This window comes from Caballeronia sp. J97 (assembly GCF_905220305.1).
Lineage (GTDB): Bacteria > Pseudomonadota > Gammaproteobacteria > Burkholderiales > Burkholderiaceae > Caballeronia.
On sequence record NZ_CAJMZL010000023.1, the window covers coordinates 66,629 to 91,088 of the forward strand.

Annotated in this window: 28 protein-coding genes, 2 tRNA genes and 1 pseudogene; 15 read left to right on the forward strand and 16 right to left on the reverse strand. The window is 63.9% G+C overall.

Going from position 1 to position 24,460, the window contains the following annotated elements; all coding sequences use genetic code 11:
- Positions 1 to 75 precede the first annotated feature (75 nt).
- Positions 76 to 1,161 (forward strand): BMP family ABC transporter substrate-binding protein, encoded by a 1,086-nt coding sequence (locus U4Y90_RS25140; RefSeq protein WP_321798616.1) that lies wholly within the window; start codon positions 76 to 78, stop codon positions 1,159 to 1,161.
- Between the two features lie 84 nt (positions 1,162 to 1,245).
- On the opposite strand, the gene U4Y90_RS25145 is transcribed toward U4Y90_RS25140, so the two are convergent.
- The 4 genes from U4Y90_RS25145 to U4Y90_RS25160 all read right to left on the reverse strand — a co-directional run bounded on the left by U4Y90_RS25145 (position 1,246) and on the right by U4Y90_RS25160 (position 4,543).
- Positions 1,246 to 1,455 carry a dodecin gene (locus tag U4Y90_RS25145; protein ID WP_321798617.1) on the reverse strand — a complete coding sequence of 70 codons (210 nt, stop codon included), beginning with the start codon at positions 1,453 to 1,455 and terminating at the stop codon, positions 1,246 to 1,248.
- A gap of 282 nt (positions 1,456 to 1,737) precedes the next feature.
- The gene (locus U4Y90_RS25150) at positions 1,738 to 2,229 is read right to left on the reverse strand and encodes a hypothetical protein (protein WP_061149898.1); all 492 of its coding nucleotides are present in this window, start codon (positions 2,227 to 2,229) and stop codon (positions 1,738 to 1,740) included.
- A 321-nt stretch (positions 2,230 to 2,550) separates the two neighbouring features.
- Positions 2,551 to 2,994: a large conductance mechanosensitive channel protein MscL gene (gene mscL / locus U4Y90_RS25155; protein WP_321798620.1), complete on the reverse strand. Its 444-nt coding sequence runs from the start codon at positions 2,992 to 2,994 to the stop codon at positions 2,551 to 2,553.
- A 163-nt stretch (positions 2,995 to 3,157) separates the two neighbouring features.
- Entirely contained in the window at positions 3,158 to 4,543 is a 1,386-nt protein-coding gene (locus U4Y90_RS25160) for a DUF2252 domain-containing protein (protein ID WP_321798622.1), read from the reverse strand.
- Between the two features lie 256 nt (positions 4,544 to 4,799).
- Here U4Y90_RS25160 and glgX point away from each other — a divergent pair, with 256 nt between their 5' ends.
- Positions 4,800 to 7,010, forward strand: a complete 2,211-nt coding sequence (glgX, locus tag U4Y90_RS25165) for a glycogen debranching protein GlgX (RefSeq protein ID WP_321798624.1) — start codon at positions 4,800 to 4,802, stop codon at positions 7,008 to 7,010.
- Between the two features lie 345 nt (positions 7,011 to 7,355).
- Here glgX and U4Y90_RS25170 read toward each other — a convergent pair whose 3' ends face one another.
- The 3 genes and pseudogenes from U4Y90_RS25170 to U4Y90_RS36190 form a co-directional block, all read right to left on the reverse strand.
- On the reverse strand, positions 7,356 to 8,576 hold the full coding sequence (locus U4Y90_RS25170; protein ID WP_321798626.1) for a tetratricopeptide repeat protein: 1,221 nt from the start codon (positions 8,574 to 8,576) through the stop codon (positions 7,356 to 7,358).
- A 147-nt stretch (positions 8,577 to 8,723) separates the two neighbouring features.
- Entirely contained in the window at positions 8,724 to 9,404 is a 681-nt protein-coding gene (locus U4Y90_RS25175; RefSeq protein WP_321798628.1) for a PspA/IM30 family protein, read from the reverse strand.
- Positions 9,405 to 9,803: 399 nt separating this feature from the next.
- A pseudogene (locus tag U4Y90_RS36190) lies at positions 9,804 to 10,032 on the reverse strand (plasmid mobilization protein); the annotation flags it as partial.
- Between the two features lie 473 nt (positions 10,033 to 10,505).
- Here U4Y90_RS36190 and U4Y90_RS25185 point away from each other — a divergent pair.
- The gene (locus U4Y90_RS25185) at positions 10,506 to 13,049 is read left to right on the forward strand and encodes a penicillin-binding protein 1A (RefSeq protein WP_321798632.1); all 2,544 of its coding nucleotides are present in this window, start codon (positions 10,506 to 10,508) and stop codon (positions 13,047 to 13,049) included.
- A gap of 80 nt (positions 13,050 to 13,129) precedes the next feature.
- Here U4Y90_RS25185 and U4Y90_RS25190 read toward each other — a convergent pair whose 3' ends face one another.
- From U4Y90_RS25190 to U4Y90_RS25200, 3 genes are all read right to left on the reverse strand, one after another.
- Complete coding sequence (locus U4Y90_RS25190; protein ID WP_321798634.1) at positions 13,130 to 13,561, reverse strand: copper chaperone PCu(A)C; 432 nt, start codon at positions 13,559 to 13,561, stop codon at positions 13,130 to 13,132.
- A gap of 7 nt (positions 13,562 to 13,568) precedes the next feature.
- Positions 13,569 to 13,931: a copper resistance protein CopC gene (locus U4Y90_RS25195; protein ID WP_321798636.1), complete on the reverse strand. Its 363-nt coding sequence runs from the start codon at positions 13,929 to 13,931 to the stop codon at positions 13,569 to 13,571.
- Positions 13,932 to 14,046: 115 nt separating this feature from the next.
- Positions 14,047 to 14,427, reverse strand: a complete 381-nt coding sequence (locus tag U4Y90_RS25200) for a DUF2946 domain-containing protein (RefSeq protein ID WP_321798638.1) — start codon at positions 14,425 to 14,427, stop codon at positions 14,047 to 14,049.
- Positions 14,428 to 14,622: 195 nt separating this feature from the next.
- Here U4Y90_RS25200 and U4Y90_RS25205 point away from each other — a divergent pair.
- The 3 genes from U4Y90_RS25205 (at position 14,623) to U4Y90_RS25215 (ending at position 15,785) form a co-directional block, all read left to right on the forward strand.
- Positions 14,623 to 14,699 (forward strand) — tRNA-Met (locus U4Y90_RS25205).
- A 208-nt stretch (positions 14,700 to 14,907) separates the two neighbouring features.
- On the forward strand, positions 14,908 to 15,405 hold the full coding sequence (locus tag U4Y90_RS25210; protein WP_321798640.1) for a heme-degrading domain-containing protein: 498 nt from the start codon (positions 14,908 to 14,910) through the stop codon (positions 15,403 to 15,405).
- Positions 15,406 to 15,446: 41 nt separating this feature from the next.
- Positions 15,447 to 15,785: a DMT family transporter gene (locus tag U4Y90_RS25215; protein ID WP_321798642.1), complete on the forward strand. Its 339-nt coding sequence runs from the start codon at positions 15,447 to 15,449 to the stop codon at positions 15,783 to 15,785.
- 7 nt (positions 15,786 to 15,792) lie between these two features.
- On the opposite strand, the gene U4Y90_RS25220 is transcribed toward U4Y90_RS25215, so the two are convergent.
- Positions 15,793 to 16,176 carry a hypothetical protein gene (locus tag U4Y90_RS25220; protein WP_321798644.1) on the reverse strand — a complete coding sequence of 128 codons (384 nt, stop codon included), beginning with the start codon at positions 16,174 to 16,176 and terminating at the stop codon, positions 15,793 to 15,795.
- Positions 16,177 to 16,481: 305 nt separating this feature from the next.
- Between U4Y90_RS25220 and U4Y90_RS25225 the strand changes: the two genes are divergently transcribed.
- The 6 genes from U4Y90_RS25225 (at position 16,482) to U4Y90_RS25250 (ending at position 19,849) form a co-directional block, all read left to right on the forward strand.
- Positions 16,482 to 16,748, forward strand: coding sequence for a hypothetical protein (locus tag U4Y90_RS25225; protein ID WP_321798646.1), 267 nt, complete (start codon positions 16,482 to 16,484; stop codon positions 16,746 to 16,748).
- On the forward strand, positions 16,748 to 17,101 hold the full coding sequence (locus U4Y90_RS25230) for a hypothetical protein (RefSeq protein WP_321798716.1): 354 nt from the start codon (positions 16,748 to 16,750) through the stop codon (positions 17,099 to 17,101). Before U4Y90_RS25225 ends, U4Y90_RS25230 begins: the two co-directional genes overlap by 1 nt.
- Positions 17,102 to 17,313: 212 nt before the next feature.
- Positions 17,314 to 17,598: a DUF1488 domain-containing protein gene (locus U4Y90_RS25235; protein WP_321798648.1), complete on the forward strand. Its 285-nt coding sequence runs from the start codon at positions 17,314 to 17,316 to the stop codon at positions 17,596 to 17,598.
- Positions 17,599 to 17,815: 217 nt separating this feature from the next.
- On the forward strand, positions 17,816 to 17,998 hold the full coding sequence (locus tag U4Y90_RS25240; protein ID WP_321798650.1) for a hypothetical protein: 183 nt from the start codon (positions 17,816 to 17,818) through the stop codon (positions 17,996 to 17,998).
- Positions 17,999 to 18,047: 49 nt separating this feature from the next.
- Entirely contained in the window at positions 18,048 to 18,743 is a 696-nt protein-coding gene (locus U4Y90_RS25245) for a TetR/AcrR family transcriptional regulator (protein WP_321798717.1), read from the forward strand.
- Complete coding sequence (locus U4Y90_RS25250) at positions 18,740 to 19,849, forward strand: enoyl-CoA hydratase/isomerase family protein (protein WP_321798652.1); 1,110 nt, start codon at positions 18,740 to 18,742, stop codon at positions 19,847 to 19,849. Before U4Y90_RS25245 ends, U4Y90_RS25250 begins: the two co-directional genes overlap by 4 nt.
- Before the next feature lie 49 nt (positions 19,850 to 19,898).
- Here U4Y90_RS25250 and U4Y90_RS25255 read toward each other — a convergent pair whose 3' ends face one another.
- The 4 genes from U4Y90_RS25255 to dusA all read right to left on the reverse strand — a co-directional run bounded on the left by U4Y90_RS25255 (position 19,899) and on the right by dusA (position 21,978).
- Positions 19,899 to 20,324, reverse strand: coding sequence for a hypothetical protein (locus U4Y90_RS25255; protein ID WP_321798654.1), 426 nt, complete (start codon positions 20,322 to 20,324; stop codon positions 19,899 to 19,901).
- A gap of 109 nt (positions 20,325 to 20,433) precedes the next feature.
- Positions 20,434 to 20,670, reverse strand: a complete 237-nt coding sequence (locus U4Y90_RS25260; protein ID WP_321798656.1) for a hypothetical protein — start codon at positions 20,668 to 20,670, stop codon at positions 20,434 to 20,436.
- A 109-nt stretch (positions 20,671 to 20,779) separates the two neighbouring features.
- Positions 20,780 to 20,855: transfer RNA gene (locus U4Y90_RS25265), tRNA-His, on the reverse strand.
- Positions 20,856 to 20,973: 118 nt separating this feature from the next.
- Entirely contained in the window at positions 20,974 to 21,978 is a 1,005-nt protein-coding gene (dusA, locus tag U4Y90_RS25270) for a tRNA dihydrouridine(20/20a) synthase DusA (RefSeq protein ID WP_321798658.1), read from the reverse strand.
- 183 nt (positions 21,979 to 22,161) lie between these two features.
- Here dusA and U4Y90_RS25275 point away from each other — a divergent pair, with 183 nt between their 5' ends.
- The 3 genes from U4Y90_RS25275 to U4Y90_RS25285 all read left to right on the forward strand — a co-directional run bounded on the left by U4Y90_RS25275 (position 22,162) and on the right by U4Y90_RS25285 (position 23,209).
- Positions 22,162 to 22,464, forward strand: a complete 303-nt coding sequence (locus tag U4Y90_RS25275) for a hypothetical protein (RefSeq protein WP_321798660.1) — start codon at positions 22,162 to 22,164, stop codon at positions 22,462 to 22,464.
- Between the two features lie 31 nt (positions 22,465 to 22,495).
- Positions 22,496 to 22,891, forward strand: a complete 396-nt coding sequence (locus tag U4Y90_RS25280) for a DUF5594 family protein (RefSeq protein ID WP_321798662.1) — start codon at positions 22,496 to 22,498, stop codon at positions 22,889 to 22,891.
- A 114-nt stretch (positions 22,892 to 23,005) separates the two neighbouring features.
- Complete coding sequence (locus U4Y90_RS25285; RefSeq protein WP_321798719.1) at positions 23,006 to 23,209, forward strand: hypothetical protein; 204 nt, start codon at positions 23,006 to 23,008, stop codon at positions 23,207 to 23,209.
- 22 nt (positions 23,210 to 23,231) lie between these two features.
- Here U4Y90_RS25285 and U4Y90_RS25290 read toward each other — a convergent pair whose 3' ends face one another.
- Complete coding sequence (locus U4Y90_RS25290) at positions 23,232 to 24,263, reverse strand: methyltransferase (protein ID WP_321798664.1); 1,032 nt, start codon at positions 24,261 to 24,263, stop codon at positions 23,232 to 23,234.
- Positions 24,264 to 24,460 lie beyond the last annotated feature (197 nt).

Consider the following 24,460-nt stretch of genomic DNA (forward strand, 5'->3'; position numbering starts at 1 on the left):
TCAATTTTGACCGACCACACTGATGCGGGCCCGCCAATGCCCGTTTCACACACAACATCGACCAGGAGAATCACAATGAATAAACCATGGCTGAAGGCGATCACCGCGACGGTCGCACTGTCCGCGACCGTCGCGGCGTTGAGCGCGCAGGCAGCGGACGCGCCGGGCGTCGCGTTCGTCTATCTCGGCAATCCGGGCGATGCGGGCTGGACCTTCGCGCACGACGCGGGCAGCAAGGAGGCCGAAGCGAAGTTCGGCAGCAAGATCAAGATCACGCGCGTGGAGAACGTGCCGGAATCGGCGGACTCGGAGCGCGTGTTCCGCGATCTCGCCAACAAGGGCAACAAGGTCATCTTCGCCACGAGCTTCGGCTATCAGGATTTCGCGCTGAAGGTCGCGAAGGATTTCCCCGACACCATCTTCCTGACGGCGACGGGCTTCAAGAAAGCCAAGAACTTCGGCACCTATGACGTGCGCATGTATCAGGGCGCGTATCTCGCGGGCGTCGCGGCGGGCTATGTGACGAAGACCAACACGCTCGGCTTCGTCGCGTCGGTGCCGATTCCGGAAGTGGTGCGCAACATCAACGCCTACACGATGGGCGCGCGCTCCGTGAATCCGAAGGTTCACACGAAGGTCATCTGGATCAACAGCTGGTTCGATCCGGGCAAGGAGAAGCAGGCGGCCGAAACGCTGATCGGGCAGGGCGCGGACGTGCTCTTGCAAAACACGGACTCGAACGCGACGCTCAACACCGCGAACGAGAAGCATGTATACGCGTTCGGCTGGGACTCGAACATGAAGAAGTTCGGCCCGAATGCACATCTCGGCTCGGTGGTCGCGCACTGGGGCGTGTACTACAACGAGGTGATCCAGCAGGTGCTCGACAACAAGTGGAAGAACGATCCGGTGTGGCTCGGCATTCCGCAGAAGGCCGTGGATCTCGAAGACCTGAACACCGGCGCGATTCCCGCGAAGGCCGTGCAGGCGGTCGCAGCCAAGCGTGACGAACTGCACGCGGGCAAGTGGGATGTGTTCAGCGGCCCGATCAAGGACCAGTCGGGCGCGGAGAAGGTGCCGGCCGGCAAGACGCTGTCGGACCCGGAACTGCAGCGCATCAACTGGTACGTCGAAGGCGTCGACGGCTCGCTGCCGAAGTAAGTACGCGGCTTTCGCCCGCTCGAACAAAAAACCGCGCTTCGTTGCGAAACGAAGCGCGGTTTTTTCATGCGATGAAGCGGCGCATCAATCTTCGATGCGCAGTCCCACCTTGAGCGTCACCTGCCAGTGCGCGACCTTGCCGTCCTCAACGTGGCCGCGCGTTTCCGTCACTTCGAACCAGTGGATGTTGCGCAACGTTTTCGACGCCTTGGAAAGCGCGACGCGCACGGCGTCATCGCTCGATTGCGGCGAGGAGCCGGTCAGTTCGATCTGCTTGTAGACGTGTTCCGACATGGTGTTCTCCTTGTAGTCCCCAAAGGCGTGTCCTTCGGGGCATGGTGGATCGGCTCGGGTGACTCGTCGAGTCGCAGGAAACTTGCAATACCGATGCAGCAAGGCACGCGCCATCATGCTGTCGCGCGTGGCTTTCATTAAAGGACAGGAAAGCGCGAGGGAGTAGTCGGGGTTTGTGCGAAGCGCCGGCGAAGCGCCTGCAACGCGCGAGCGACCACACGCCGGGCCTCGATCACGAGGCCCGGCGTGTCACAGGAACACACAGGAAAAGTTAAAGCAGGATCAACGCAGCGGTCGCGAGGCGGCATCGCCCGCGTCCTGGCGGCGCGTGCCGCGACGCCTGCGCGCCGATACCGTCGCACCGAATTCGCTGAGAATCTGCGCGCGGGCACGGCTTGCGAACACGAGGAAACCGAAACCGTTCGCCTCGTACCAGTAGCCGCCGTTCTCGAGTCCGTCGAGCGGTTGCTCAAGTGCATTGGTGATCGATTCGACGCAACGCCTGTGCAGCTCGTCGATGGCCGGGTACGGCGGCTGGGCGCCCCGCACGCTGCACAGAAGGACATCGAGACCTGGCAGAACGTGCGCGTACAGCACCGGTTCATCCTGTGCGCGTGCCCGGGCAATCTTCGTGTCCAGCTGACCAAATGGCTTGAAATGCCGCAGCACGGCGAGAAAAGACTCGTCGCCGTCGGCCTTCACGCGCTTACGCTTTTTCGGGAAGGACATAAAAACTCGCCTGAAAAAGAATTGCAAGAAACGCAGCGTCCTCATGCGGCCACTCCCGTCTTGCGCGCCGCACGTCGATCTTTTATAGCGCATCGATGTGATCAGGTCACGGTGAATCGGGCCACTCATGTTGCAACCGGCGGTGAGCCGATGCACGTTCCTGGCGCACGATTCGTGCCGATGACCGTTTGGCGGCCCGCTTGGCATCCCTCTGAGCATCTATCTCAATAATAGTCCTGCTGCTACCCGCTCGAACAGCTTTCGTAAAGAAAAAAGCGGGTGGGCGCACCAAGCGGATTGGGTGGCCATTCGGGCAGACCCGCGTGCGCCGCGCGGGTTCCGCCTTGGGCGAACGGGTTTGCCCGTCTAGACGCGCGGCGATTTCTTGAGTTCGTCGCGAATCTCGCGCAGCAGCAGCACGTCTTCCGGCGTCGCGGGCGGCGGCGTGGCTTCGGCCGGCTTGCGCAGATTGTTGATGAACTTGACCATCAGAAAGATGATGAATGCGAGGATGGCGAAATTGATCACCGCGGTGATGAACGAGCCGTAACCGAACACGGCGACGCCGGCGGTCTGGAGATCCTTATACGAGTCGGGATTGCCCTTGAAGGTCGGGGGTATGTGCCCGAGCCGTACGAAGAGATTGGAAAAATCGAGGCCGCCCGTGGCGAGACCGACCACCGGCATGATCAGATCCTTCACGACGGAGTTCACGATCGTCGAGAATGCGCCGCCGATGATCACGCCGACCGCGAGGTCCATGACGTTGCCCTTCAGGGCGAAGTTCTTGAATTCTTCAATCATGCTCATGCGCGGCTTCCTCCAGTTTGAATTAGACGGTTGTGCGGGCCAAAGCGGCAGCAAGGGCTATGCCATTGATACGCCCGCGAAACGCAACGCGAGTCGCGTTTCATTGCGGGCACCGTCAATGATAGTCAATTCGATTGTGGATCGCGCGGGCGCCGAAATTCGCTCAGGCTGCCGGCACGCGCCCCACGCTGATCGCCGCGCAGAAGGCCGCGTGGTCCGCGACCGTTTGCGCGCCGTAGCGCTCGGCCCACATCGCATAGGCCGCGTCGAGCCGGTCCGAGTTGCCGCAGTATCCCGCGATGAGCGCGGCGTCGCCGGTGCGCGCGTGGGCGCGGGCGAGCAGCAGGCCGAGACACCACGCATAGAAATCGAAGGTGGCGCCGTGCAGCCAGTCGACGGGAATGGAGCCGCGGATCTGCTTCATCTGTCGTACGTAGAAATCGCGGCCGGAGATGGTCGTCCAGCCGAGCAGCGCATCCGAGGAACTCTGCATGAGCCGCTGGCCATGCACGACACGCCGTCCCTGATGGCGAAACGCCTCTTCCGGCGGCGGTACGAAGGGCGCGGCTGCGGGCACGATGCCTTCCTTCACCTGAATGAAAAGCGGGTCGCCGAGCGCGCGGCCCTGCATCAGCACGAGATACGCGCGCGTGCCGACGCTGCCCACGCCGACAACGCGATGCGCTACATCGGCGACGTCGTAGCGTTCCAGCATCATGCGCCATTCGCCAGCGATGGTCTGCAGATACGCCTTCAGGCCATCGATCACATGATTTTTTTCGGCGGCGTCGAGCTTCGTGAGGATCGGCGGATCGACCTTGAAGCGGTAGCTGTTGCCCACAGGTTCCGCGACTTTCGCGAGCATCGTTGCGTGCGATCGCTTCATTGCACGCTCGACGGTCTTTTCGATGGTCGCCTTTTCGTCGGCGTCGAGCTTCATCGGAGCGTCCATGTGCAGCGCGCTCGCATACGAGCGCATCTGCCAGAGATCGTAGGGGCTCACTTGCCAGAGCCCGCCCATGGTCGTGCGATACGCGGCGCATGCCGAGCGCACCGCGCGCTCGCGCCCGGGTGCGTCGACGCCGTTCTCGCGCGCCGCGACGTTGATGCTCGCAGTCAGGCGCTTCAGATCCCACTCCCACGGGCCGACGAGCGTTTCGTCGAAATCGTTCAGATCGAACACGACGTCCTGGCGCGGCGTGCGAAAAAGGCCGAAATTATTGATATGCGCGTCACCGTCGATGATCACGTTATGCCCGATCGACGGCGACTTCGCCAGATCCCACGCCATCACGGTCGCGGAACCGCGCAGGAACGCGAACGGCGATTCGGCCATGCGCTGCATGCGCAGCGGAATGAGCCGCTCCTGCCGGCCGGCGTTGCCCGCGAGCACGCGCTCGACGGGATCGGGCCGGTCGGGCTCGGGCGACCAGGCGCCGTGGGCGTCGAACGGGACGGCGTCGCGCAGCGCGCGTCCGCTGGCGCGGCTTCCGTCAGCCGTGCCGGTGTTCTGCGTATTCGTCGAGGCGGAACCAGGGCGTGTAGACAAGGCGTGCTCTCCTTCGGCGATGAGGGGTGTCCAGCGTTCGTCGAACGCAAGGTATGCGCGGCGCGCCTGACAGGAAGGTTTTACACGCGCCGAGCCTCAGGCGTATGCCTGGCAACGGCGCGAACCGCACGAAGCAAGCCGCGCGCCGAGGCATCGCACGGGCACGTGAAATGCTCCTAACGATCCGCCTTAAGCCCTGCAATGCCAGCGCACGATCCCGACGCCTCGCGCGTCAACCATCCGAACACATCATCTCATGCCGAACGAACTCCGCATTGCCGAAGGCTCCCCATTTCCGCTCGGCGCGACCTGGGACGGAAAGGGCGTCAATTTCGCGCTGTTTTCCGCGAACGCGACCAAAGTCGAGTTGTGCCTCTTCGACGAAAAGGGCGAAAAGGAAACGCAGCGCATCGAACTGCCCGAATACACCGACGAAGTCTGGCACGTCTACGTGCATGGGCTCGAACCGGGCGCGGTCTACGGTTACCGGGTGCATGGCCCGTATGCGCCGGAAGCGGGACATCGCTTCAATCCGAACAAGCTGCTGCTCGATCCGTATGCGAAGGCGCATGTCGGCACGCTGAAGTGGGATCCGGCCGTGTTCGGCTATACGCTCAATGCCGAAGGCGACGATCTCACCTTCGACGAACGCGACAGCGCGCCCTTCATGCAGAAGTGCCAGGTCGTCGACCAGTCCTTCACGTGGACGCACGCGACGCGCGTGCGCGTGCCGTGGGAACACACGATCTTCTACGAGACGCACGTGCGCGGGTACACGAAGCTGCATCCGGCGATTCCCGAGCACATGCGCGGCACCTTCGAAGGGCTCGGTCAGAAGGAGGTGGTCGAGTACATCAAGAGCCTGGGCGTGACGTCGGTCGAGCTTTTGCCGATCCACGCGTTCGTCAACGACAGTTACCTGCTCGACAAGGGCCTCACGAACTACTGGGGTTACAACACGATCGGCTTCTTCGCCGCCGATCCGCGCTACTTCGCGCGCGGGCCGGGCGTCGTCGCCGAGTTCAAGGAGATGGTCGACCGGCTGCACGAAGCAGGGCTCGAAGTGATTCTCGACGTCGTGTACAACCACACGGCCGAAGGCAACGAGCGCGGGCCGACGCTGTCGTTCCGCGGCATCGACAATGCGTCGTACTATCGCCTGATGCCGGAAGAGGCGCGCTATTACATCAACGATACCGGCACGGGCAATACGCTCAATCTCTCGCATCCGCGCGTGCTGCAGATGGTCACCGACAGCCTGCGCTACTGGGTGACCGAGATGAACGTCGACGGCTTTCGCTTCGACCTCGCGACGATTCTCGGACGCGAGCCTTACGGCTTCGACGAAGGCGGCGGCTTTCTCGACAGTTGCCGGCAGGATCCGATTCTCTCGAGCGTGAAGCTCATCGCCGAGCCGTGGGATTGCGGTCCGGGCGGCTATCAGGTCGGCGGCTTTCCGCCGGGCTGGGCGGAATGGAACGACCGCTATCGCGATACGGTGCGCGAGTTCTGGAAGGGCGACGAGGGCGTGTCGCCGGAACTCGCGACGCGCATCACCGCATCGGGCGACAAGTTCAACAAGCGCGGACGCCGGCCCTGGGCGAGCGTGAACTTCATCACGGCGCACGACGGCTTCACGCTCAACGATCTCGTCTCGTACAACGAGAAGCACAACGAGGCGAACGGCGAGGACAACAAGGATGGCCACTCGGACAACAAGTCGTGGAACTGCGGCGTCGAAGGCCCGACCGACGACGCGGAGATCCGCGCGCTGCGCGAGCGCCAGAAGCGCAACATGCTCGCGACGCTGCTCTTCTCGCAGGGCACGCCGATGCTGCTCGCGGGCGACGAGTTCGGCCGCACGCAAAATGGCAACAACAACGCGTACTGTCAGGACGACGACATCAGCTGGGTGAACTGGGACATCGACGACGATGGCCGCGCGCTCACCGAGTTCGTGCGCAAGCTGACGACGCTGCGTCACACGCTGCCGGTGCTGCGGCGCCAGCGCTTTCTCACGGGCGAGTATAACGACGAGTTACAGGTCTCCGATGTCAAATGGCTCGGCACGACCGGCGACGAGCTCACGCAGGAGCAATGGGACGATCCGAACATGCGCTGTTTCGGCGTGGTCATGGACGGGCGCGCACAGGCGACGGGCATCCGCAAGCCGGCATCGGATGCGACGCTGCTGCTGATCGTGAACGCCTATCACGACGTGGTCGATTTCACGCTGCCGGACATTCCGGGCCCCGACGAATGGATTTGCCTGATCGACACGAATGCGCCGATCCGCGAGGAGCTTCCGGAGTTCGACGCCGACGACGTGTATCAGGTGACCGGCCGCTCGCTGCTGTTGTTCGCGCTTCAGCCGCGCGGCGCGACCAGGCGTATTTTCAAGCGGCTGGAAGAGGCGCTGACGGACGAAGTGCCGCCCGATGGCGAAGAGAAGAAAGCGGGGAGCTGAATCGCGGATTGTCGGACGCTGCGCGCGACCGGTTATCATGCGATTTTTGCGATAGCGGCAGGAGGCGGCGCGAGCCGCCTTCTTTTTTGCACGATGCTCGTTTCTTTCACGTATGAACGCGCGGCCGCCGAACGCCGCGCGGCGCCGGCGGCATGATCCTGCATGCCATCCTGCGCGTCGCGAGCTGGGATCAGCTCGAACGCATCTGGGAATTCATCGTCGGCTTCTTCAAGTTTCTGTGGGGCCTGTTGCGCTTTCTGGGTGGCGGATGAAGCGCTGACCATTCACGCAGAAACAAAAGGGCCCCGTGCGAACGGGGCCCTCGACGATGAATGCGCGGCCGGATCAGGAATCGCGCCAGCTGTCATCGTTGCTGCCGAGGTCGAGGCCTCCGCCTCCGCCGCCTCCGCCGCCGCCGTCGTTCCAGTCGTTCGAGCCGTTGCCGAAATCGAGGCCGCCGCCGTTGTTATTGCCGAAATCCAGCCCGCCGTTGTCGTTCTGCGGAGGCCGGTCGACCGGCACGTCGCGCTCGATCACGCGATCGCGCCCATGCGACAGCGCTTCGCCGAGCAGCACGCCGGTAAGCAGTCCGCCCATGCCGCCGCCGAAACCGCCGCCGCCCTGCTGAATGATCACGGGCGGCTGCTGCCCTTGCTGCGGCGGATAAGGCGCTTGCTGTGGATATTGCTGCTGGCCGCGTCCGAAGCGCTCGGCTTCCTGCGCGTACGGCGAGGCATTCGGCGCGCCGGCCTGAGCATTGGTGGCCGCGTTCGGATCGGGGCGGCCTTCGGCGCGCGCCTTCAGGCTCGCAACCTGATTTTCCAGATCTTCGATCGCATACGGCGGCACCGGATTTTTCGAGTTCGACAGCGACTCGACCATCTCGCGCAACTGCGTTTCCGCGCCTTCGACGTCCTTCAACAACGCTTCATGACCCGGCGCGGTGGAGAGACGCACATCGAGCTTGAGCGTACGTACCTCGTTGAGCAGTTCGGTCGCGCGCTTGATCTGCGAGCGGCGGTCGTTCTCGGCCTGACCATCGTCGCGTGAGCGCGCCCTGCGCAAGCCCCAGCGCAAAACGAGTGCGATCGCCGCGATCAGCAGAGCGAAACCGATCCACGCGCCCATGCCGATACCGTGCTTTTGCGGCGCGGCGGCGGCCTGATCCTGACTGAAGGGGTTCTGCGTCTGCGCGCTCGATGTGGTTGCGCCATTGTTCGATCGCGGGGAGATGCTCGCGCGCGTCGCATCGGCCTGTATGCGGGCTTGCGTCGACGCGAAGCGCGACGGATCGGTGAAACTCAACGAAGGATCGAGCGACTTCGCCTGCTGCAGATGCGAAAGGGCATCGCTGTAGCGGCCCTCGCGGTCGAGCACTTGGGCGTAGAGGTAGTGCGCGTGCGCGTTCTTCGGATGCGCGGAGAGCACTTCGCTCAATTGGGAGTCGGCCTGCTGCCAGTTGCCCTGCGTCATCGACTGCTCGACCTGCTGCGCGGTCGGCACGGCGAACGCGAGCGGAGAAGCGAGCGACAGCGACAACGCCAGAGCCGTCAAAGTCTTTTTCATGATGCGGGCCGGACGCGCTGGGCGTCCGCCTCCTGTCGATGCTGCGAACGGGTATTGCAAATCGTATTGCTCGAGGTAACGCATATTCGTGCGACGCGTGGCCGACTCGGGAGTTCGCCGCGCGTGCGCACGTTCCGATGCCAGCACTTACTGGGCCGGCGTATTCAACTGCTTCTTCAGCGCTTCGAGACGGTCTTCGACGGACGGCCCGCGATTGAGCGCGGCGAGCTTGTCGTCGAGCGCCTTGCCGGACTTCTGATCCGCCGAATTCAGGCGTGCATCCGAGCGGGCGTTGGCGAGCTGAATCTTGTCTTCGAGCTTCTGAAAGTCCTCTGAAAGATTCTTGCCGCCGATGCCGCCCAGCGCCGTCGCCGCGGTGTCCTTCGCCTGCGCGATTTGCTGCTTCGCCTGAAGAATGTTCGAACGCGCGTTGAGGTCGTTGCGGCGCTGACGCATGTCCGTGATCTGCTGCTTCAGATGTTCGACGGAAGGCTCCAGCGTTTTCAGTTCCGCCGCGAGCGCGTCGCGTTCTGTTTCGGCGTTCGCCTGCGCCGCGAGGGCCTCGCGCGCGAGACCTTCATCGCCTGACTGCAACGCGCGTTTCGCGCCGTCCTCGTACTTCTTTGCCTTGTCGGCGGCGGCGTCGCGCTTGCTCTGCTGCGTGGCGACCTGCGCTTCGATCTCGATCAGCGAGTTTTCCGCCTTCGCGATGCTGTCGTCGAGCTCGCGCACGATCTGGCGTGCGTCGCGCGAAGGGTCTTGCATGGTGTCGGCGGCGTCGTTCAAGAGGCCTTTGACCGTGCGCGTGATGGAATCGAAAAGCGACATGTATTTCTCCTGGATGAAGACGGCGGCGTGCGCTCACCTGCGTGCCACGCGGCTCGAATGTGAGGCGCAATGCGCGGGAATGCAAGCGCAACGTGAGCATCACGTTCACGCCGGGTTTACCCGCTCATTAGAGCATGCCGTGGCTTAATCGGGACTTAACGGAAGGTTAAGGAGTGTAACGACGCGCCTTGCCAGGAGGCGTAAAGCGGGCCGTGCGCGACTAACGACCGGAACGCGTGTCATCGGTGAGCGAGGCGTCGTCGCCTTGATCCGTATCGTGCTCCATTTCGTCGTCGGGCGCAGCGGGATCGGGGTGAGATTGCGGAATGGTGCGTGCCTGCGACGCGCGCTTGGTCGCGCTCGCCGCCGCCTCGCGGGCCTCGCGCGCGGCTGCTTTCGCGGCGACGCTCTTCAGCGCGGCGTTGAGCGGATCAGGTGCCTTGGGCGCGCGCAGACGATCGACGATGCCCGCGACCTTGATCTGCTCGCTGGTCGCGTTGAAGTTCAGCACCGCACGCCGCATGAGCTCGCTTACGCTGATGCCGAGGGTGTCCGCTGTCTTGCTGATGGCCAGCTTCTGCGCGGGAGTCACGAAAACAACGATGCGTTCGCTGGGTTTGGTCGTCATGAGCGGCTCGCAAACAGTAAGACGATCGTAATGAAACGATCGGGGCTTCGGTTCATCAAACGGCACGACATCTCTACCGCGGGCGCGAGACGTGTTGCGGGAACTCGCGATACATTCAGCCATCATATCGGTTTGCGCGCGGCCGTGCGTGTGGGCCACCTCGCATCACACGCAACGAGCGTTGCGCGAAAACGGCACGCGATCAAAGGCTTGGCTATTTTCTCATAGGGTTGTCCACAAGGCTCTCAACACTTTCTGTGGGTAACCCGATATTCGCACCGGCTCGCGTCATTTACTTACAAAAAAATCCCGCGGGTTTTGTGATGGCGCGCGCGGATTCTTTAAAATGTGCTGTTACTCTCGGTCGAAGCCGGCCCGCACATTCGCTCGTCCCGTCTTTGCAGTAGCGCCCGTACCGGCGCATCGCGGCGCGGCAGCGCGCGCGCTTCACAGCGCGCCGAACGAACCCAGTCATGCCTATCATCAAACGACCCGACTCATCGAAATCCACGCGATACGATCGCGAACCCCGCTGGAACGACTCTCGCAACGACTCACGCAACGACTCGGGCGGCCGCAACGGCGGTGGCGGCCGCAATGGCCGCGATGGCCGAAACGATCGCAATGAACGTGGCGGCCGGGGCCGTTCTCCGCTCGCGCGCATCGCGCTCTGGTTTGCGGGCTTTGCGGCCATCGGCGTCGTGATCGGCGCGCTCATCGTCGGGTATGCGCTCGTCGTCATGGGGCCGAATCTGCCCTCGCTCAATGCGCTCATCGATTATCGGCCGAAGGTGCCGCTGCGCGTCTATACGGCCGATCACGTGCTGATCGGCGAGTTCGGCGAGGAGCGCCGCAGTCTCGTGCGCTTCCAGGACATCCCCGATCAGATGAAGAAGGCGGTCCTCGCGATCGAGGACTACCGCTTCTACGAGCACGGCGGCGTCGACTTCATCGGCATCCTGCGCGCGGGCGTGAGCGATCTGATGCACGGCGGCGCATCGCAAGGCGCGAGCACGATCACGATGCAGGTCGCGCGCAACTTCTTCCTGTCGAGCGAGAAGACCTATACCCGCAAGATCTACGAAATGTTGCTCGCGTACAAGATCGAGCGCGCGCTCACGAAGGATCAGATTCTGGAGCTGTACATGAACCAGATCTATCTCGGCGAGCGCGCATACGGTTTTTCGGCTGCGGCGCGCGTGTACTTCGGCAAGGACCTGAAGGACATCACGCTGGCGGAAGCGGCGATGCTCGCGGGTCTGCCCAAAGCGCCGTCGGCGTATAACCCGGTCGTCAATCCGAAGCGCGCGAAGGTGCGTCAGCAGTACATCCTCAAGCGCATGCTCGATCTGAATTTCATCACGCGCGAGCAATTCGATCAGGCGAGCGCCGAGGACATCCACACGAAGTCCGCGGGTACGGAATACGGCGTGCACGCCGAATACGTCGCGGAAATGGTGCGGCAAATGATGTACGCGCAATACAAGGAAGAGACGTACACGCGCGGCCTCACCGTGACGACGACCATCGATTCCGCCGATCAGGACGCCGCCTACAAGGCCGTGCGCAAGGGCGTGATGGACTATGAACGCCGGCACGGTTATCGCGGGCCGGAGGGCAATATCAATCTGCCGTCGAACCCTGACGACCGCGCGGAGGCGGTCGAGGACGCGCTCGTCGATCATCCGGACAACGGTGAGCTCGTCGCGGCAGTCGTGACGGCCGCGAGCCCGAAGCAGGTGACGGCGCAGTTCGTCGGCGGCGATACCGCGACCATCGCGGGCGAAGGCCTGCGCTTCGTCGCGGGCGGGCTGCGCAACAATGCATCGAAGGCGCTCGCGATCAAGCCGGGCTCGATCGTGCGTCTCGCGAAGGACGACAAGGGCAACTGGCAGATCACGCAGTTGCCGCAAGTCGAAGGCGCGCTGGTTTCGATGACGCCGCAGGACGGCGCGATCCGCGCGCTCGTCGGCGGTTTCGACTTCAACAAGAACAAGTTCAATCACGTGACGCAGGCGTGGCGCCAGCCGGGGTCGAGCTTCAAGCCGTTCATCTATTCCGCGGCGCTCGACAAGGGTCTCGGACCGGCGACCATCATCAACGACGCGCCGCTGTACTTCCCGGCGGCGGGCGGCGGCGACGCATGGGAGCCGAAGGACGACGACCAGCCCGACGGCCCGATGTCGATGCGCACCGGCCTGCAGAAGTCGAAGAACCTCGTGTCGATCCGCATTCTGTCGTATATCGGCACGGGCTACGCGCAGGACTTCGTCACGCAGAAGTTCGGTTTCGACAAGGACAAGACGCCGCCGTATCTGCCGCTCGCGCTCGGCGCCGGGCTCGTCACGCCGCTCCAACTGAGCGGCGCGTACTCGGTGTTCGCGAACGGCGGATATCGCATCAATCCGTATCTGATCGCCGACGTCGCCGATGCGCGCGGCACGGTGATCTCGCGCGCCAATCCGCTCGTGGCCGGCAGCAACGCGCCGCAGACGCTCGAACCGCGCAACGCGTACATCATGAACAGTCTGCTGCACACGGTCGCGACGCAAGGCACGGGCTCGGGCACCAACGTGCTCAAGCGCAACGACCTGCAAGGCAAGACCGGCACGACCAACGACGCGAAGGACGGCTGGTTCGCGGGCTATCAGAAGCAGCTCGTCGCGGTCGCGTGGATGGGCTACGACCAGCCGAAGACGCTCGGCAGCCGCGAATTCGGCGCACAGCTCGCATTGCCGATCTGGGTCGAGTACATGGGGCGCGCGCTGCGCGGCATTCCGCAGGAGCAGATGGCGCAGCCGGACGGCATCACCACTGTCGACGGCGAGCTGTTCTACGCCGATCGCACGCCGGGTGCGGGCTTCGTCGCGAGCATCGGGCTGGATAACACCAATCCGATGGCGGGCGACGCCACCACGATGGGCGGCGTGGGACCGGCGGGCATGCAGGCGCCGCCAGCGCCGCAAGTCACGACCGACGAGCGCAAGCAGATCATGGATATGTTCAGCAGGCCGTGATGTGAGTTTGCGCATCCGATAAAAAAAGCGCGCCGGGCTTCATCGAAACCCGGCGCGCTTTGCGTTTGAGACGCTCGCGTTCAGTGGCCGACCGTCGCCGCCGACTTCAACTCGCAGTTCACGTTGAGCGTGGACTTGTCCGCGAACGAAAGGATGAGGGGAATCGTCGAGCCGACCTTGAGCGGCGTGGCCGGTTCTTCCAGCATCAGGTGATAGCCCTTCGGCGCGAAGCTCAGCGTGCCGTGCGCGGGAACGTCGACGGAATCGACCGGCGACATCGTGGCCGTGCCGTTCTTGCTTTCCGACTTGTGCATCATCGTCATGCCGAACGCGGGCGTATTCGCGGCCGTGAGTGTCGCGGGCTTGTCGCCGTTGTTCGCGACGGTGAAGTAGCCCGATGAAGGCAGATTCGGCGGCATCGCGCGAACCCAGCAATCGCGGGCTTCGAGCGTCGCGGCCTGCGCGAACGATGCGCAGGCGAGCGCGCCCACGAGTAGAGCGATTTTTTTCATTGTGTCCTCACTTGACGGTGAAGTTGTAGTGACCTTGCGTGCGATGCCCGTCGGCCGCGACCGCCGTCCATTGCACCTTGTAGACGCCCGGCGCGAGAGCGGGAAGCGCGACGCTCATGTGCTTCTTGTCGCCGTCATCGACCGTGGATTTGGCGGTGTTGACCTGCGTGCCCTGCGCATTGGTGACGATGAGCTTGCTGAACGTCGGTTCGAGCGCTTCGCCGAACTCGATGGCAACTTCGTGCGGCGCGTCGACCGTTGCGCCGGGGCCGGGTTGTTGCAGCTTCGGCAACGCGTGTGCGAGCGCGAGTTGCGCGGAGCCGATGAACGCCAGCGCGAGCGCGCCGCGCATGAACGATGATGAAAGCATGATGTGTCCTTGCGTGCTCGAAGCGGCCAACGCTTCGAACGATGCTTGCCGTGGGCGAATGGAAGACTTCATCTCGCGTCATGCGAGGCGTCGAGTCTCCGGGTGCGGATGCCGATCAGGCGAAGGCGGGCGGGGCGCGCGGTTGCGCGGCGCCGAGCCACGCGCGGCGAGGCGCATCGGCGAATGTGGCCGCGATGAAAACTTCGCGCGGCCCAAGCGCGGAGAATGCCCGATCGAGCGATGTGGGCGGCGTGGGCGCGTGTGCGATGAGATCGCAATAAGCGCACGCCTGCAGGTGATCGGCCGCGTCGTGCCGCGGGTGATGCGCTTCGGGCGATGCTTGCGTATCGGATGCGCACACGGCAGCGAGCAGCGATTCGATGCGCGCATGCTCGAACGCCTGCGATGCAACGGGCGCGAACGAAAGCAGCAGGATCGCGCATATCGCAACGAACCCGCCGATCTTTCCGATAATGCCCCGACGCAAGTGATGCATGCCGCGCTCGATCCGTTTTCGATACAAGGCCGATGATGAACGAAGGATTATGCCACGCGCGTCAGCGCGCTCTTCGCGTCGCAGCGAGACGGTTCGACGCAGCATCGATGCTTCGTTTCTTCTCTTTTCTTCGGTTCGAGCGAATAGGGTGTTGCGACAAAGTGGGCGATGACTTATAATCTTTTCTTCGACGGACGCGGGGTGGAGCAGTCTGGCAGCTCGTCGGGCTCATAACCCGAAGGTCGTAGGTTCAAATCCTACCCCCGCAACCATTAAGTGCAGTGCGAGTTCAGTGCCGTCAAGAATCACGCAGAAAAGCCCGGTCAAGCCGGGCTTTTTGCTTTTCAGCGCGCATATCGTCGATGTGAGAAACGCGAAGTCGCAATTGAACCGTTTCATGGCCAACGCGCACATCGCGGCCTCACATGCGCATGTCAAAATCGCAAGGCCATTCCCCGCCTACAAAGGAGTCGCTCGCTCATGGACATTCCACACGCTCTGCAGGCTATCGCGCGTCAGGAACACACGCTCGTGTTTCCGCAATTTCACGCCGAACACGCGTGGCAGATCGGTTCGCAGTTGCGCGAGATGGCGCTCGCGCGCGACGCGGCCGTCGTCATCGATGTGCGCACGTTCGGACACAAGCTCTTCCATGTCGCGCTCGAAGGCACCACGCCCGATAACGCGCGCTGGGTCGAGCGCAAGTCGCGCACCGTCGAACATTTCCGTCGCAGCTCATACGCTATCGGCCTCACGCTCCAGCAGGCCGGCACGACCCTCGCCGAGAAGTACACGCTCGATCCCAAAGAATTCGCGACGCACGGTGGCGCGTTTCCCCTGCGCGTGCAAGGCGCGGGCGTGATCGGCTCGGTCGCGGTGTCGGGTCTGCCACAGCGCGACGATCATCAACTGGTGGTCGAAGCGCTATGCGCAGTGCTCGGCGAGAATTTCGGCGACCTGTCGCTCGGGCGCGACTGAGCCAATCGACGACGCACACGTTCAGGAGAGACTCGACGCCGATGCGCTCAACCGCTTATGTGCTCCTCGCCATTGCCATCGTCGCCGAGGTCGTCGCGACGTCCGCGTTGCGCGCCTCCGATGGCTTCACGCGCGCGCTGCCCGCGGCCATCGTCGTGGCCGGATACGGCGTGTCGTTCTATCTGCTCTCGCTGACCTTGCGCGCGCTGCCCGTCGGCGTCGTGTATGCCGTGTGGTCGGGCGCGGGCATCGTGCTCATCACGCTCGTCGCGGCGCTGCTCTTCAAGCAGATACCCGATCTGCCCGCGATGTTCGGCATGGGCCTCATCGTCGCGGGCGTGGTGGTGCTCAACGCATTCTCGAAAATGAGCGCGCACTGACACGCGCTTACTTGCAGCGCACGATCATCGAGCGGTTCTTGACGTTCGCGGAGACCACGTTGCTGATGCCGCCGCCGGTCGGGCCACCTTCCTCGTTGTCCTTCGACACGATGTCGTAACCCGTCGCGCCGCATTTCTTGCCGGCGAGCACGTAGCAGCTCGCCCAGCTCGATCCGGCATCCGCGCCGCTGCAGTTGACGGCGTAGCCGGTCTGTCCATCGGGAAGGTTGATGAGCGATGCCTCGTTCGACGATGCACATGCGCCGAGCATCGCGCTCGCAATCACAGCCGCGCCGAGCGTCGTGGCGCGTAGCCACGAGAAGCGCGAGACAGCGCCGCCATGTGCGACGCGTGCGGAGATACGGCGCATGCGCCGACCGGGTTCCTTCATCTTTACCTCGTGTGAGCGAATTGCGATGCGCGCCGCAAGCCGCGAATCCGCGGCAGGGCGTTTTTTTGAGATGTGCATTGTCCCACACGCGCCTTACGCGACACGTAAGCGGTTGTTAGCGGCATTCGCGCGGGCGCGATGCTTGCGAATGAAGAGCAGATGGCGGGCACGCACCGCTGCGACTTGCCGATGAACTATTTTCCGGATCGCGCGCCTTAACCGTCTGGAATTTCGGTTGGAATTGCCTGTCGGGCATAGAAGCGTATCGGCACACTCGCCCGGCAGAATCAAGGGAGGCAAAAACCATGGCGGAAAGAGTCACGGGGCCGTATCGAGGGTATTACATCAGCGCTTCGGCGCGGCTCGTGCAGACGCACGGCGAAAACGACGGCGTCGCACCGATCTATGTCGGCTCGGTGAGCCTCGCGCGCGGCGGCCCCGACGACGTCCATCGCTTTGAAGCGCTCGTCGATCTCGGGCCCGAGCGGCGCTTCGCGACCGAAGGCGAGGCGCTCGCGCACGTGGAGCAGGCGGCGCGCGAGTACATCGACCGCCTGCTGCAATCGACGTGATGCGTCCCGTTCATCTGCGACACACCGTGCTGTACGACGTCGCCAATTGCCTGATCGATCTTTTCCCCAGCGGCGCGGACGTCGCGGAAGTGGGTCTGGAGGCGACGCCCGCGCTCTTCGTGAGCTGGCGCACGAGCGGCGTCGCGAATCATCCCGGCAATATCGCTTGGGGCGTGCACTATCGCTTCGACGCGCAAGTGCTGCGTGACTATCCGCATCTGTCGCACGACGCGCGTCAACGCGTTTGCGAGCGCGTGCGCGAAATGAGCCGGCTGCTCGACTTCAACTATGCCGATCCTTTGGCGAGCTCGCTGCTCGTCGTGGATGTCGACGAAGCCGTGCTCACCGCGTAAGCCGCATAAGCGACCGATGAGCGGCACGACGCTGGACCGCGCGGCGCGAGCGCGAGTACCATAGCTGCCGAATCGATTCGTGCGATCGTTTGCGGCGCTGCATTGCAAACGGGCTCGCACGGAACGCAGCGATGGAGCGCCTGAACGTCTTCGCGTAGGTTCCGGCCGATGCATTGATCGACCGGCCCCGCCGCATCAGCAACGAGACAATCATGAATATTCGATTCCTTCCGGACGCGCCCGATTACCGCGACTCGAACCTCACCGTCGAGTTCGCCGCGCTCGTCGATGGCCGGCGCGTGCCGTGCGCCATTTCGGTCGAAGCGCTGGAAGACCATTTCGGCGCACAGAGTTACGACAGCGCCGGCTGGATCGACGCATTCGATGCGGCCCGCCCGCGCATCGAAGCGGTCGCGCGGGAGCATCTGCGCGTGACCAACGGCATGCCAGTGCTCCTGAAAAGCGGGCACTTTCCGCCGGGACGCGTAACGGTGTGAACCGCTGACCGTCCGCTCTTACACGGCGCGATGTAAGACCTCCATCGCGCCGTCTCGCTAATCGGCACCGGATACGCCGCGCATCCTTTCGCGGGATCGCGCAACGGAGTACCATCGCTGTATTCGCCGCACGCGATGCGATTCGCTCGGCACATTATTTGCTCAACGCCATGCGCTTTGGTTGAGCAAGCAAATATAAAAATCGCGCGGGGTCGTCATGCTTCAATCCTTTCTTCACTCACTTGTCGAGTCCAATGCGCTATGGCTCATCTGGGCAGCCGTTGGTGTGCTGATTCTTGCGCTGTGCATCGTGTTCGCGTCGGTCCTGCTTGGGGACTCGGACGAGCCGCTCTATCGGGCGGCGTCGCGCCGGGACGACGACGGCAAGATGATCATTTGAGCGCGCGCGGGCGCGCCGCGATTTGACTTCGAAAGAGGCGGTGCCGACAATGCCTCGCATGGGTCCGCAAGAGCGGCGCACCGAGCAAAGACGCGAGCAGCGCCAGGCGCTGCGCGAGCGCATACTCGAAGTGTCACGCGAAATCGTGAGGCGCGAAGGGTTCGCCTCGCTCTCGATGAGAAAACTGGCCGAGGCGATCGACTATTCGCCCGCGGCCCTCTATCTTCATTTCAAGAGCCGTGGCGATATCGCGCGGGCGTTGCGCGTGGAAGGGCATGCGAGTCTGCGTGACGCGTTCCTCGCGCACACGTCGATCGCGGACCCCGCTGCGCGCCTGAACGCGATGGGGCGCGCCTATGTCGAATTCGGGCTGGCCGAGCCCGAGACGTATCGGCTGATGTTCATGGAGCCCGCAGGTTCCGCCGAGGCAGGCGCCGATGTTCCTCGCAACGGCGGCGCTCACGAGGCGGAACCCGGCGCGGCGACGCTTTCGCTGATCGCGGACGCGTTCGTCGAGTTGCGCGCGGCCGACCGGCTGCCGGCACGCGCCGCGCCGGTCGCGTGCGCGGAAGGACTGTGGGCGAATCTGCATGGCATCGTCGCGCTGAAACTGAATGGCGCGGCGTTGCCCGAGACGCCGGCCGCGACGCTCGTCGAGTTGTCGCTCGATGCGTGGTTCGCGCCGGCCAACCGAACCGAACCTCGATTCAGCTCAGCGAATCGACCCGACACCTCAACACGATGACCACCGAAGACATCCGTATCGACACCGCCAACGGCATCGGCTTCATTGCGCTCGATCGTCCGAAGGCACTCAACGCGTTGACTCCGCCGATGCTGCGCGCGATCAGCGAGGCCTTGCGCGCGTGGCGCCACGATCAGGCGATCCGCACTGTCGTCGTCTATAGCCCGCACGTGCGCGCGTTCTGCGCGGGCGGCGACATCCGCTTCCTCTACGAGTCCGCGCAGGCGGGCGATCGCGCCGCGGTCGACGCATTTTTCACCGACGAATACAAGCTCAACCACGCGATCTTCACGTTTCCGAAACCCTATGTCGCGGTCGTGAACGGCGTCGTGATGGGCGGTGGCCTGGGCATTTCGCAGGGCGCGCATCACACCGGCGGCCTGCGCATCGTCACGCAGTCGACCAGAATGGCGATGCCCGAGACGCGCATCGGTCTCTTTCCCGATGTCGGCGTGAGCTGGTTTCTCGCGCGCGCGCCGGGCGCGATCGGCCGTTATCTCGCGGCGACGGGCGCGAGCCTCACCGCGGCCGACGCGCTCTACGCCCGCATGGCGGACGCTTATCTCGACGACGGCGCGCTGCCCGGTCTCATCGAATCGCTGAGGCACCAGCGCTTTCTCGATGGCGTGGAGATCGTGCGCTTCGTGCAGAACGAGACGACGAAGTACAAGGTCGCGCCGATTCCCGAAAAGGGCGAGCTCGCCGCTGCGCGCACGATGATCGACAAGCATTTCGCGGCGGGCAACGGCGCGTCGATTCTTGCGTCGCTGGAGCGCGAGGCGGACATCGGCAACGACTGGGCGAAGCGCACGGCGGCGGAGTTGCGCGAGCGCTCGCCGCTGTCCGTCGATGTAGCGCTGCAGCAAGTCGACCGCGCGAAGTTCTCGACGATGGCCGAGACGCTGCGCCGCGACCTCGATCTCACGCGCACGATGTTCGAGCGTGGCGATGTGCTGGAGGGCATTCGCGCGCGCATCGTCGACAAGGACAACGAGCCGCGCTGGAGGATCGCGCGCGCCGAGGACGTGAACGCCGCCGAGGTGGATCGCATGTTCGAGAGCGCGTGGACGCCCGCGGCGCATCCGCTGCGGCTCTTGAAGGACTGATGCCGCAACGCGAGCGGCCCGCGCGGGCCGCTTTGCTGTCGGTGGCGGGTCAGCGCGGCTCGCTGCCGGCCATGAACGCGCGCATGAACACGAGCGCGCCCCAGCCCCAGATCGCATTGGCGATGAAGCTCGGCGCGAGGCGCGGCAGCATGTTGCCGCTCGGCCAGATGCCGCGTGCCGGATCGATGACGAACACGCCCACGGCCGTCAGCACGATGCCGCCGAATACGAGTGCGCCGATCCACGGCGCGGTGCGATCGGGTGCGACGCGCAGTAGCCACGCCATCAGCACGCCGAAGATCGAACTCCACAGCGCATTGGCGATGAATTCGGGGATGCCGAGCGGAATGAACGGAGCGGTGGAGAAGCCGGCCGGATCGACTAGACCGGCCGCGTGCAGCAGCGCCAGGGTCGATTCGCGAAAGAAGAGCGCGGCGAGAAAACCAGAAACGAACGGCAGAATGACTTTTTGCATTGGCTAGACCGCTTGGAGCCTTGAGGCGCGGTTCTCTCCGATTATCGGGACGAGCGCCATTATAGTGGCGTCGCGCGCGCTTCCAAGTCGGGTGCGAGGCCGTCGCGGGTTATTTTGCGGTCGCGTCGCTCGCCGGGCTGTGATGCAGCATGCGATCGCTGTTTTGCGGCGGATTCGGTCGCTTCACCGGCATGTTGTCGGGATTGTCGGGACGCGTGGCGCTCGCGGCCGCCGCGCCCGGTGGCTTGACCATCGACGCGTTGTCGTCCGGGCGCGCGGTCTGGGCGTATGTCGCGAATGACGAAACGAAGAGGAGGGCGGCGATCGCGAGGCGATGTCGGGGCATGGTTGGTCTCCGCGAAGGGGGACTTTCGACGCGCACGACGCGTGCCCGAGGCGGACGTAGAAAGCAAAAAGCCCAGTCATTCGACCGGGCTTTTTGCATGAATTCTCGGTGGGGTGGCTGATGGGACTCGAACCCACGACGACAGGAATCACAATCCTGGACTCTACCAACTGAGCTACAGCCACCACTGTTACCGCGATCCTGACTGCTTCAGAACCGCTGCAGCAATCAAGAAGCGAGATTATACGAACAATGATTGCGCTTGCCTAGTCCCTTTGAGCATCTTTTTCCGCCGCACGCGCATCAGGACTCGATCGTTTCCACGGCCTCGCGAAGATGGCTGCGCGCTTCGTCGAAAATCGTGAGATCGCCTTTCGCAAGACGGCGATTGTCGGACAACACACGACGCCATCCGCGCGCGCCGGCAACGCCGCGATACAACCCGAGCGCATGCCGGGTCACCGAGCCGAGATACGTGCCGCGCGCCAGTTCGTTGCGCGCGTAGTCGATGAGTCCCGCCTCGATGTCCTCGCGCGAAGGAGCCGGCGCATGCGCGCCGTAGAAGCGCGTGTCGACGTCCGCGAGCACATAAGGATTGTGATAAGCCTCGCGGCCGAGCATCACGCCATCGATATGCTTCAGATGTTCCTCGACTTCATCCAGGGTCTTGATGCCGCCGTTGATCGAGATCTCCAGATGCGGAAAATCGCGCTTCAAGCGATACGCGTACTCGTACTTGAGCGGCGGAATCTCACGATTCTCCTTCGGGCTCAGACCTTTGAGGATCGCGTTACGCGCGTGCACGATGAACACTTCGCAGCCCGCATCGGCGATCGTGCCGACGAAATCGCGCACGAACTCGTAGTCCTCGACCGCATCGACGCCGATGCGATGCTTGACCGTCACCGGAATCGACACCGCGTCGCGCATCGCTTTCACGCAATCCGCGACGAGCCGCGGCTCCTTCATCAGGCAGGCGCCGAATGCGCCGCGCTGCACGCGCTCGGAAGGGCAGCCGCAATTCAGGTTGATCTCGTCGTAGCCCCATTGCTCGCCGAGCTTCGCGCTTTTTGCGAGATCGGCCGGCTCGCTGCCGCCGAGCTGCAGCGCGACGGGCGCCTCTGCCGGCGTGAATGCGAGATGCCGCGCGACATCGCCGTGAAGCAGCGCGCCCGTCGTCACCATTTCCGTGTAGAGCCACGTATGACGAGACACGAGCCGGTGCAGGGAACGGCAGTGGCGGTCGGTCCAATCCATCATCGGTGCAACGGAAACGCGGCGCGGGCTGATCTTCGATACGGCTGACATGGGCGACGGCGGCCGCGCTTTCGTGCGAACCGCTTGAATTTCAAGGGGAATCCGAGATTTTACCGCAGCGCGGCAGAATATTCGTGCCGGCCGATCATTTCGCCCCGCGCAAACGTCGACCGCCTTCGTCCCGCCATGCTAGGATTTCCAAACCACCCCCCAACGACGACATTGGAGGCAGACATGGCTACTTTGGCGATCGACGGTGTGCGCTGGGTCAACGACCGCGTGACCAGCGTGCGCTGGGGCAGTTTCGATCCGGCCACGAACGGCTGGGCCGCGCCCACCACCATCGTGGATGTCCAGCAAGTCGTGGACGCCATCAAGAGCGGCAAAGAAGTCCGCACGCTCTTTACGCTCGGCGGGCGCCCATTCCTCGGTCCGAAAGTCAGCGCGCTGCCCTATACGAACGGGCACATCGGCATCGAGGCGCGCGTGCAGGACGGTCAGATCGAGAAATCGCTCGAAGATTTGCCGGCCGTCTGAACGCGCCGCGGAGCGCTCACGGAGACGAGTGTTGAATCGAGAACGGGCGCTCCGGTTCGAGAGCGAATTCATGCCGCGCATTGTCGAACGCGTGACGCGCGTCGTCGATCATGGCGTGCGTGTCGAAATCCTCCCGTATGACAGTCCGGCCGTGCCGACGCGTCTGCACGTCAGCGCCGGTCCGGCACCATGGGAGGGCGATGAACATCGGCGCGGGTATCCGTGTCCGCTGAATGTATTCCTGACCTGGGACGACGAAGAGATCGAGCGGCTGATGGCGCCCGGCGGCGAGGCCCGATTCCTGCGATACCTCGACGCGATCGGCGCCAAGCTCGATGCCTGGCAGGGCGCGCGCGATGTCGATCTCGCGACGCGCACGCAGGCGGAACCGATGGTGCTCTTCGGCGGTCTCGATTTCGAAGCCTGATCACGGCGGCCGGCTGCCGCCCGTTAGCGCCCGTTCAGCCGACGCATCGCATCGCCGGTGGATACGCGTCCCGCGGCACCGGCAGGGCGCATCAACATGAACGAGGAGGTCGGTATGGCATCGTCGAACGAAAGCGATCTGCGCGCATTCGTGCAGACCGCGGAACAGGCGGGCGGCTTCGTCTGGGTCATCACGCTGGTCGATTTTGCGGCGCGCGAGGTCAAGCGCGCGCTGGTTTCCGAAGAAAACTTCTCCACCGCCGACGCCGCCCGCGACGCAGGCAACGACCGCCTGAAGGGAATGTCCAACGACCGCTGACGAGAGGCCGGAGAGACGCCTTTCACTTCGTCGCGATCACCATGGAATCCGGCCCGACGAGAGGCTCGACGCGAGCCGTCGCGAATCCGGCTTCCTTCATCCACGCACAACATTGCGCGCCGGTGTAGTCGAAGCCTCCGGGCGTTTCGATCAGCATGTTCAGGCTCATCAGAAGGCCGAAGGCATTCTGTCGTCGATCGTCGTCGATGATCGCGTCGTACACGATCAGGGCTCCGCCCGGCGGCAGCGCCGCGTGACATTTCGCGAGCAGTTCCAGCTTCTGCGGCAGGTCCCAGTCGTGCAGGATGTGACCCATCACGAGCACGTCCGCCGACGGGCACGGGTCCCTGAAGAAATCGCCCGGATGAAACCGCAGCCGGTCCTGCAGGCCATTCGCGGCGACGTACTCGTCGAAGACCGGCCCGACTACCGGCAGATCGAAGCCGCCGCCCGCCAGATGCGGATGCGCGAGCGCCACCTGCACCGGAAGCGCGCCCTGCGCCGCGCCGATATCGATGAATGTGCGGTACTCGCTCCACGGAAACTGCCGTGCGATCGCCTGCGCCGCGCCCATGCTCACGCCGCTCATCGCCTGAAGAAAGCCGCGCAGACGCGCCGGGTCGCTATAGAGCGTCTCGAAGATGTCGCCGCCGTGCTTCGATTCGTTTTGCGGCAAACCGGTGCGCAGCGCCTCGGTGAGCGATCCCCAGAACGGATAGAGCCGCGCGTTCGCCATTTCCAGCAAACCGCCCACATACGAAGGCTTGTTCCGGTCGAGGAAGAGATCGGCATCGCTCGCGTTCGCGTATCGGCCGTCTTCGCGGCTGAGCACGTTCAGCGCGACGAGCGTATCGAGAAAATCCAGCGCGCCGCGCGGATGCAGTTCCAGTGCCTGCGCGAGTTCGTCTGCGTTTCGCGGACCGGACGCCAGTTGCGTGAACACGCCGAGTTCGACCGCCGACAGCAACGCCTTCGCTGCCCAGAACGCCATCCCCATCTGGAGCAGGCGCTCCGGACTGGCCGGCGCGTTCGTGCCGCCTTGCGCGTCTTGCATGATTCGCCTCCTGTCGAAGGTACGACGAAATGATGTAGCTGTAAGCACGCCGGAAAGGACTGCGTAACTCTAGGAGCCGATCGCGTCCGGTTCAAGGCGCAAGTGTGGGCCAAGGCACGCAGGGAAAACATGTTCGATGATATCGAACGAGTGCGGCAACCTCGTCGTACGGCAAGCGGTGCGCGTCCGTCCACAAT

Excerpts from the sequence above, each read along its gene's own strand:
- U4Y90_RS25275 (WP_321798660.1), top strand. The coding sequence starts at position 22,162 with ATGGCTACTTTGGCGATCGACGGTGTGCGCTGGGTCAACGACCGCGTG.
- U4Y90_RS25240 (WP_321798650.1), top strand. The coding sequence starts at position 17,816 with ATGCTTCAATCCTTTCTTCACTCACTTGTCGAGTCCAATGCGCTATGG.
- U4Y90_RS25220 (WP_321798644.1), bottom strand. The coding sequence starts at position 16,176 with ATGAAGGAACCCGGTCGGCGCATGCGCCGTATCTCCGCACGCGTCGCA.
- dusA (WP_321798658.1), bottom strand. The coding sequence starts at position 21,978 with ATGTCAGCCGTATCGAAGATCAGCCCGCGCCGCGTTTCCGTTGCACCG.
- U4Y90_RS25225 (WP_321798646.1), top strand. The coding sequence starts at position 16,482 with ATGGCGGAAAGAGTCACGGGGCCGTATCGAGGGTATTACATCAGCGCT.
- U4Y90_RS25140 (WP_321798616.1), top strand. The coding sequence starts at position 76 with ATGAATAAACCATGGCTGAAGGCGATCACCGCGACGGTCGCACTGTCC.
- mscL (WP_321798620.1), bottom strand. The coding sequence starts at position 2,994 with ATGAGCATGATTGAAGAATTCAAGAACTTCGCCCTGAAGGGCAACGTC.
- U4Y90_RS25215 (WP_321798642.1), top strand. The coding sequence starts at position 15,447 with ATGCGCTCAACCGCTTATGTGCTCCTCGCCATTGCCATCGTCGCCGAG.
- U4Y90_RS25145 (WP_321798617.1), bottom strand. The coding sequence starts at position 1,455 with ATGTCGGAACACGTCTACAAGCAGATCGAACTGACCGGCTCCTCGCCG.
- U4Y90_RS25185 (WP_321798632.1), top strand. The coding sequence starts at position 10,506 with ATGCCTATCATCAAACGACCCGACTCATCGAAATCCACGCGATACGAT.
- U4Y90_RS25195 (WP_321798636.1), bottom strand. The coding sequence starts at position 13,931 with ATGCTTTCATCATCGTTCATGCGCGGCGCGCTCGCGCTGGCGTTCATC.
- U4Y90_RS25175 (WP_321798628.1), bottom strand. The coding sequence starts at position 9,404 with ATGTCGCTTTTCGATTCCATCACGCGCACGGTCAAAGGCCTCTTGAAC.
- U4Y90_RS25285 (WP_321798719.1), top strand. The coding sequence starts at position 23,006 with ATGGCATCGTCGAACGAAAGCGATCTGCGCGCATTCGTGCAGACCGCG.
- U4Y90_RS25255 (WP_321798654.1), bottom strand. The coding sequence starts at position 20,324 with ATGCAAAAAGTCATTCTGCCGTTCGTTTCTGGTTTTCTCGCCGCGCTC.
- U4Y90_RS25230 (WP_321798716.1), top strand. The coding sequence starts at position 16,748 with ATGCGTCCCGTTCATCTGCGACACACCGTGCTGTACGACGTCGCCAAT.
- U4Y90_RS25170 (WP_321798626.1), bottom strand. The coding sequence starts at position 8,576 with ATGAAAAAGACTTTGACGGCTCTGGCGTTGTCGCTGTCGCTCGCTTCT.
- U4Y90_RS25245 (WP_321798717.1), top strand. The coding sequence starts at position 18,048 with ATGCCTCGCATGGGTCCGCAAGAGCGGCGCACCGAGCAAAGACGCGAG.
- U4Y90_RS25190 (WP_321798634.1), bottom strand. The coding sequence starts at position 13,561 with ATGAAAAAAATCGCTCTACTCGTGGGCGCGCTCGCCTGCGCATCGTTC.
- U4Y90_RS25200 (WP_321798638.1), bottom strand. The coding sequence starts at position 14,427 with ATGCATCACTTGCGTCGGGGCATTATCGGAAAGATCGGCGGGTTCGTT.
- glgX (WP_321798624.1), top strand. The coding sequence starts at position 4,800 with ATGCCGAACGAACTCCGCATTGCCGAAGGCTCCCCATTTCCGCTCGGC.
- U4Y90_RS25290 (WP_321798664.1), bottom strand. The coding sequence starts at position 24,263 with ATGCAAGACGCGCAAGGCGGCACGAACGCGCCGGCCAGTCCGGAGCGC.
- U4Y90_RS25210 (WP_321798640.1), top strand. The coding sequence starts at position 14,908 with ATGGACATTCCACACGCTCTGCAGGCTATCGCGCGTCAGGAACACACG.
- U4Y90_RS25150 (WP_061149898.1), bottom strand. The coding sequence starts at position 2,229 with ATGAGGACGCTGCGTTTCTTGCAATTCTTTTTCAGGCGAGTTTTTATG.
- U4Y90_RS25250 (WP_321798652.1), top strand. The coding sequence starts at position 18,740 with ATGACCACCGAAGACATCCGTATCGACACCGCCAACGGCATCGGCTTC.
- U4Y90_RS25235 (WP_321798648.1), top strand. The coding sequence starts at position 17,314 with ATGAATATTCGATTCCTTCCGGACGCGCCCGATTACCGCGACTCGAAC.
- U4Y90_RS25260 (WP_321798656.1), bottom strand. The coding sequence starts at position 20,670 with ATGCCCCGACATCGCCTCGCGATCGCCGCCCTCCTCTTCGTTTCGTCA.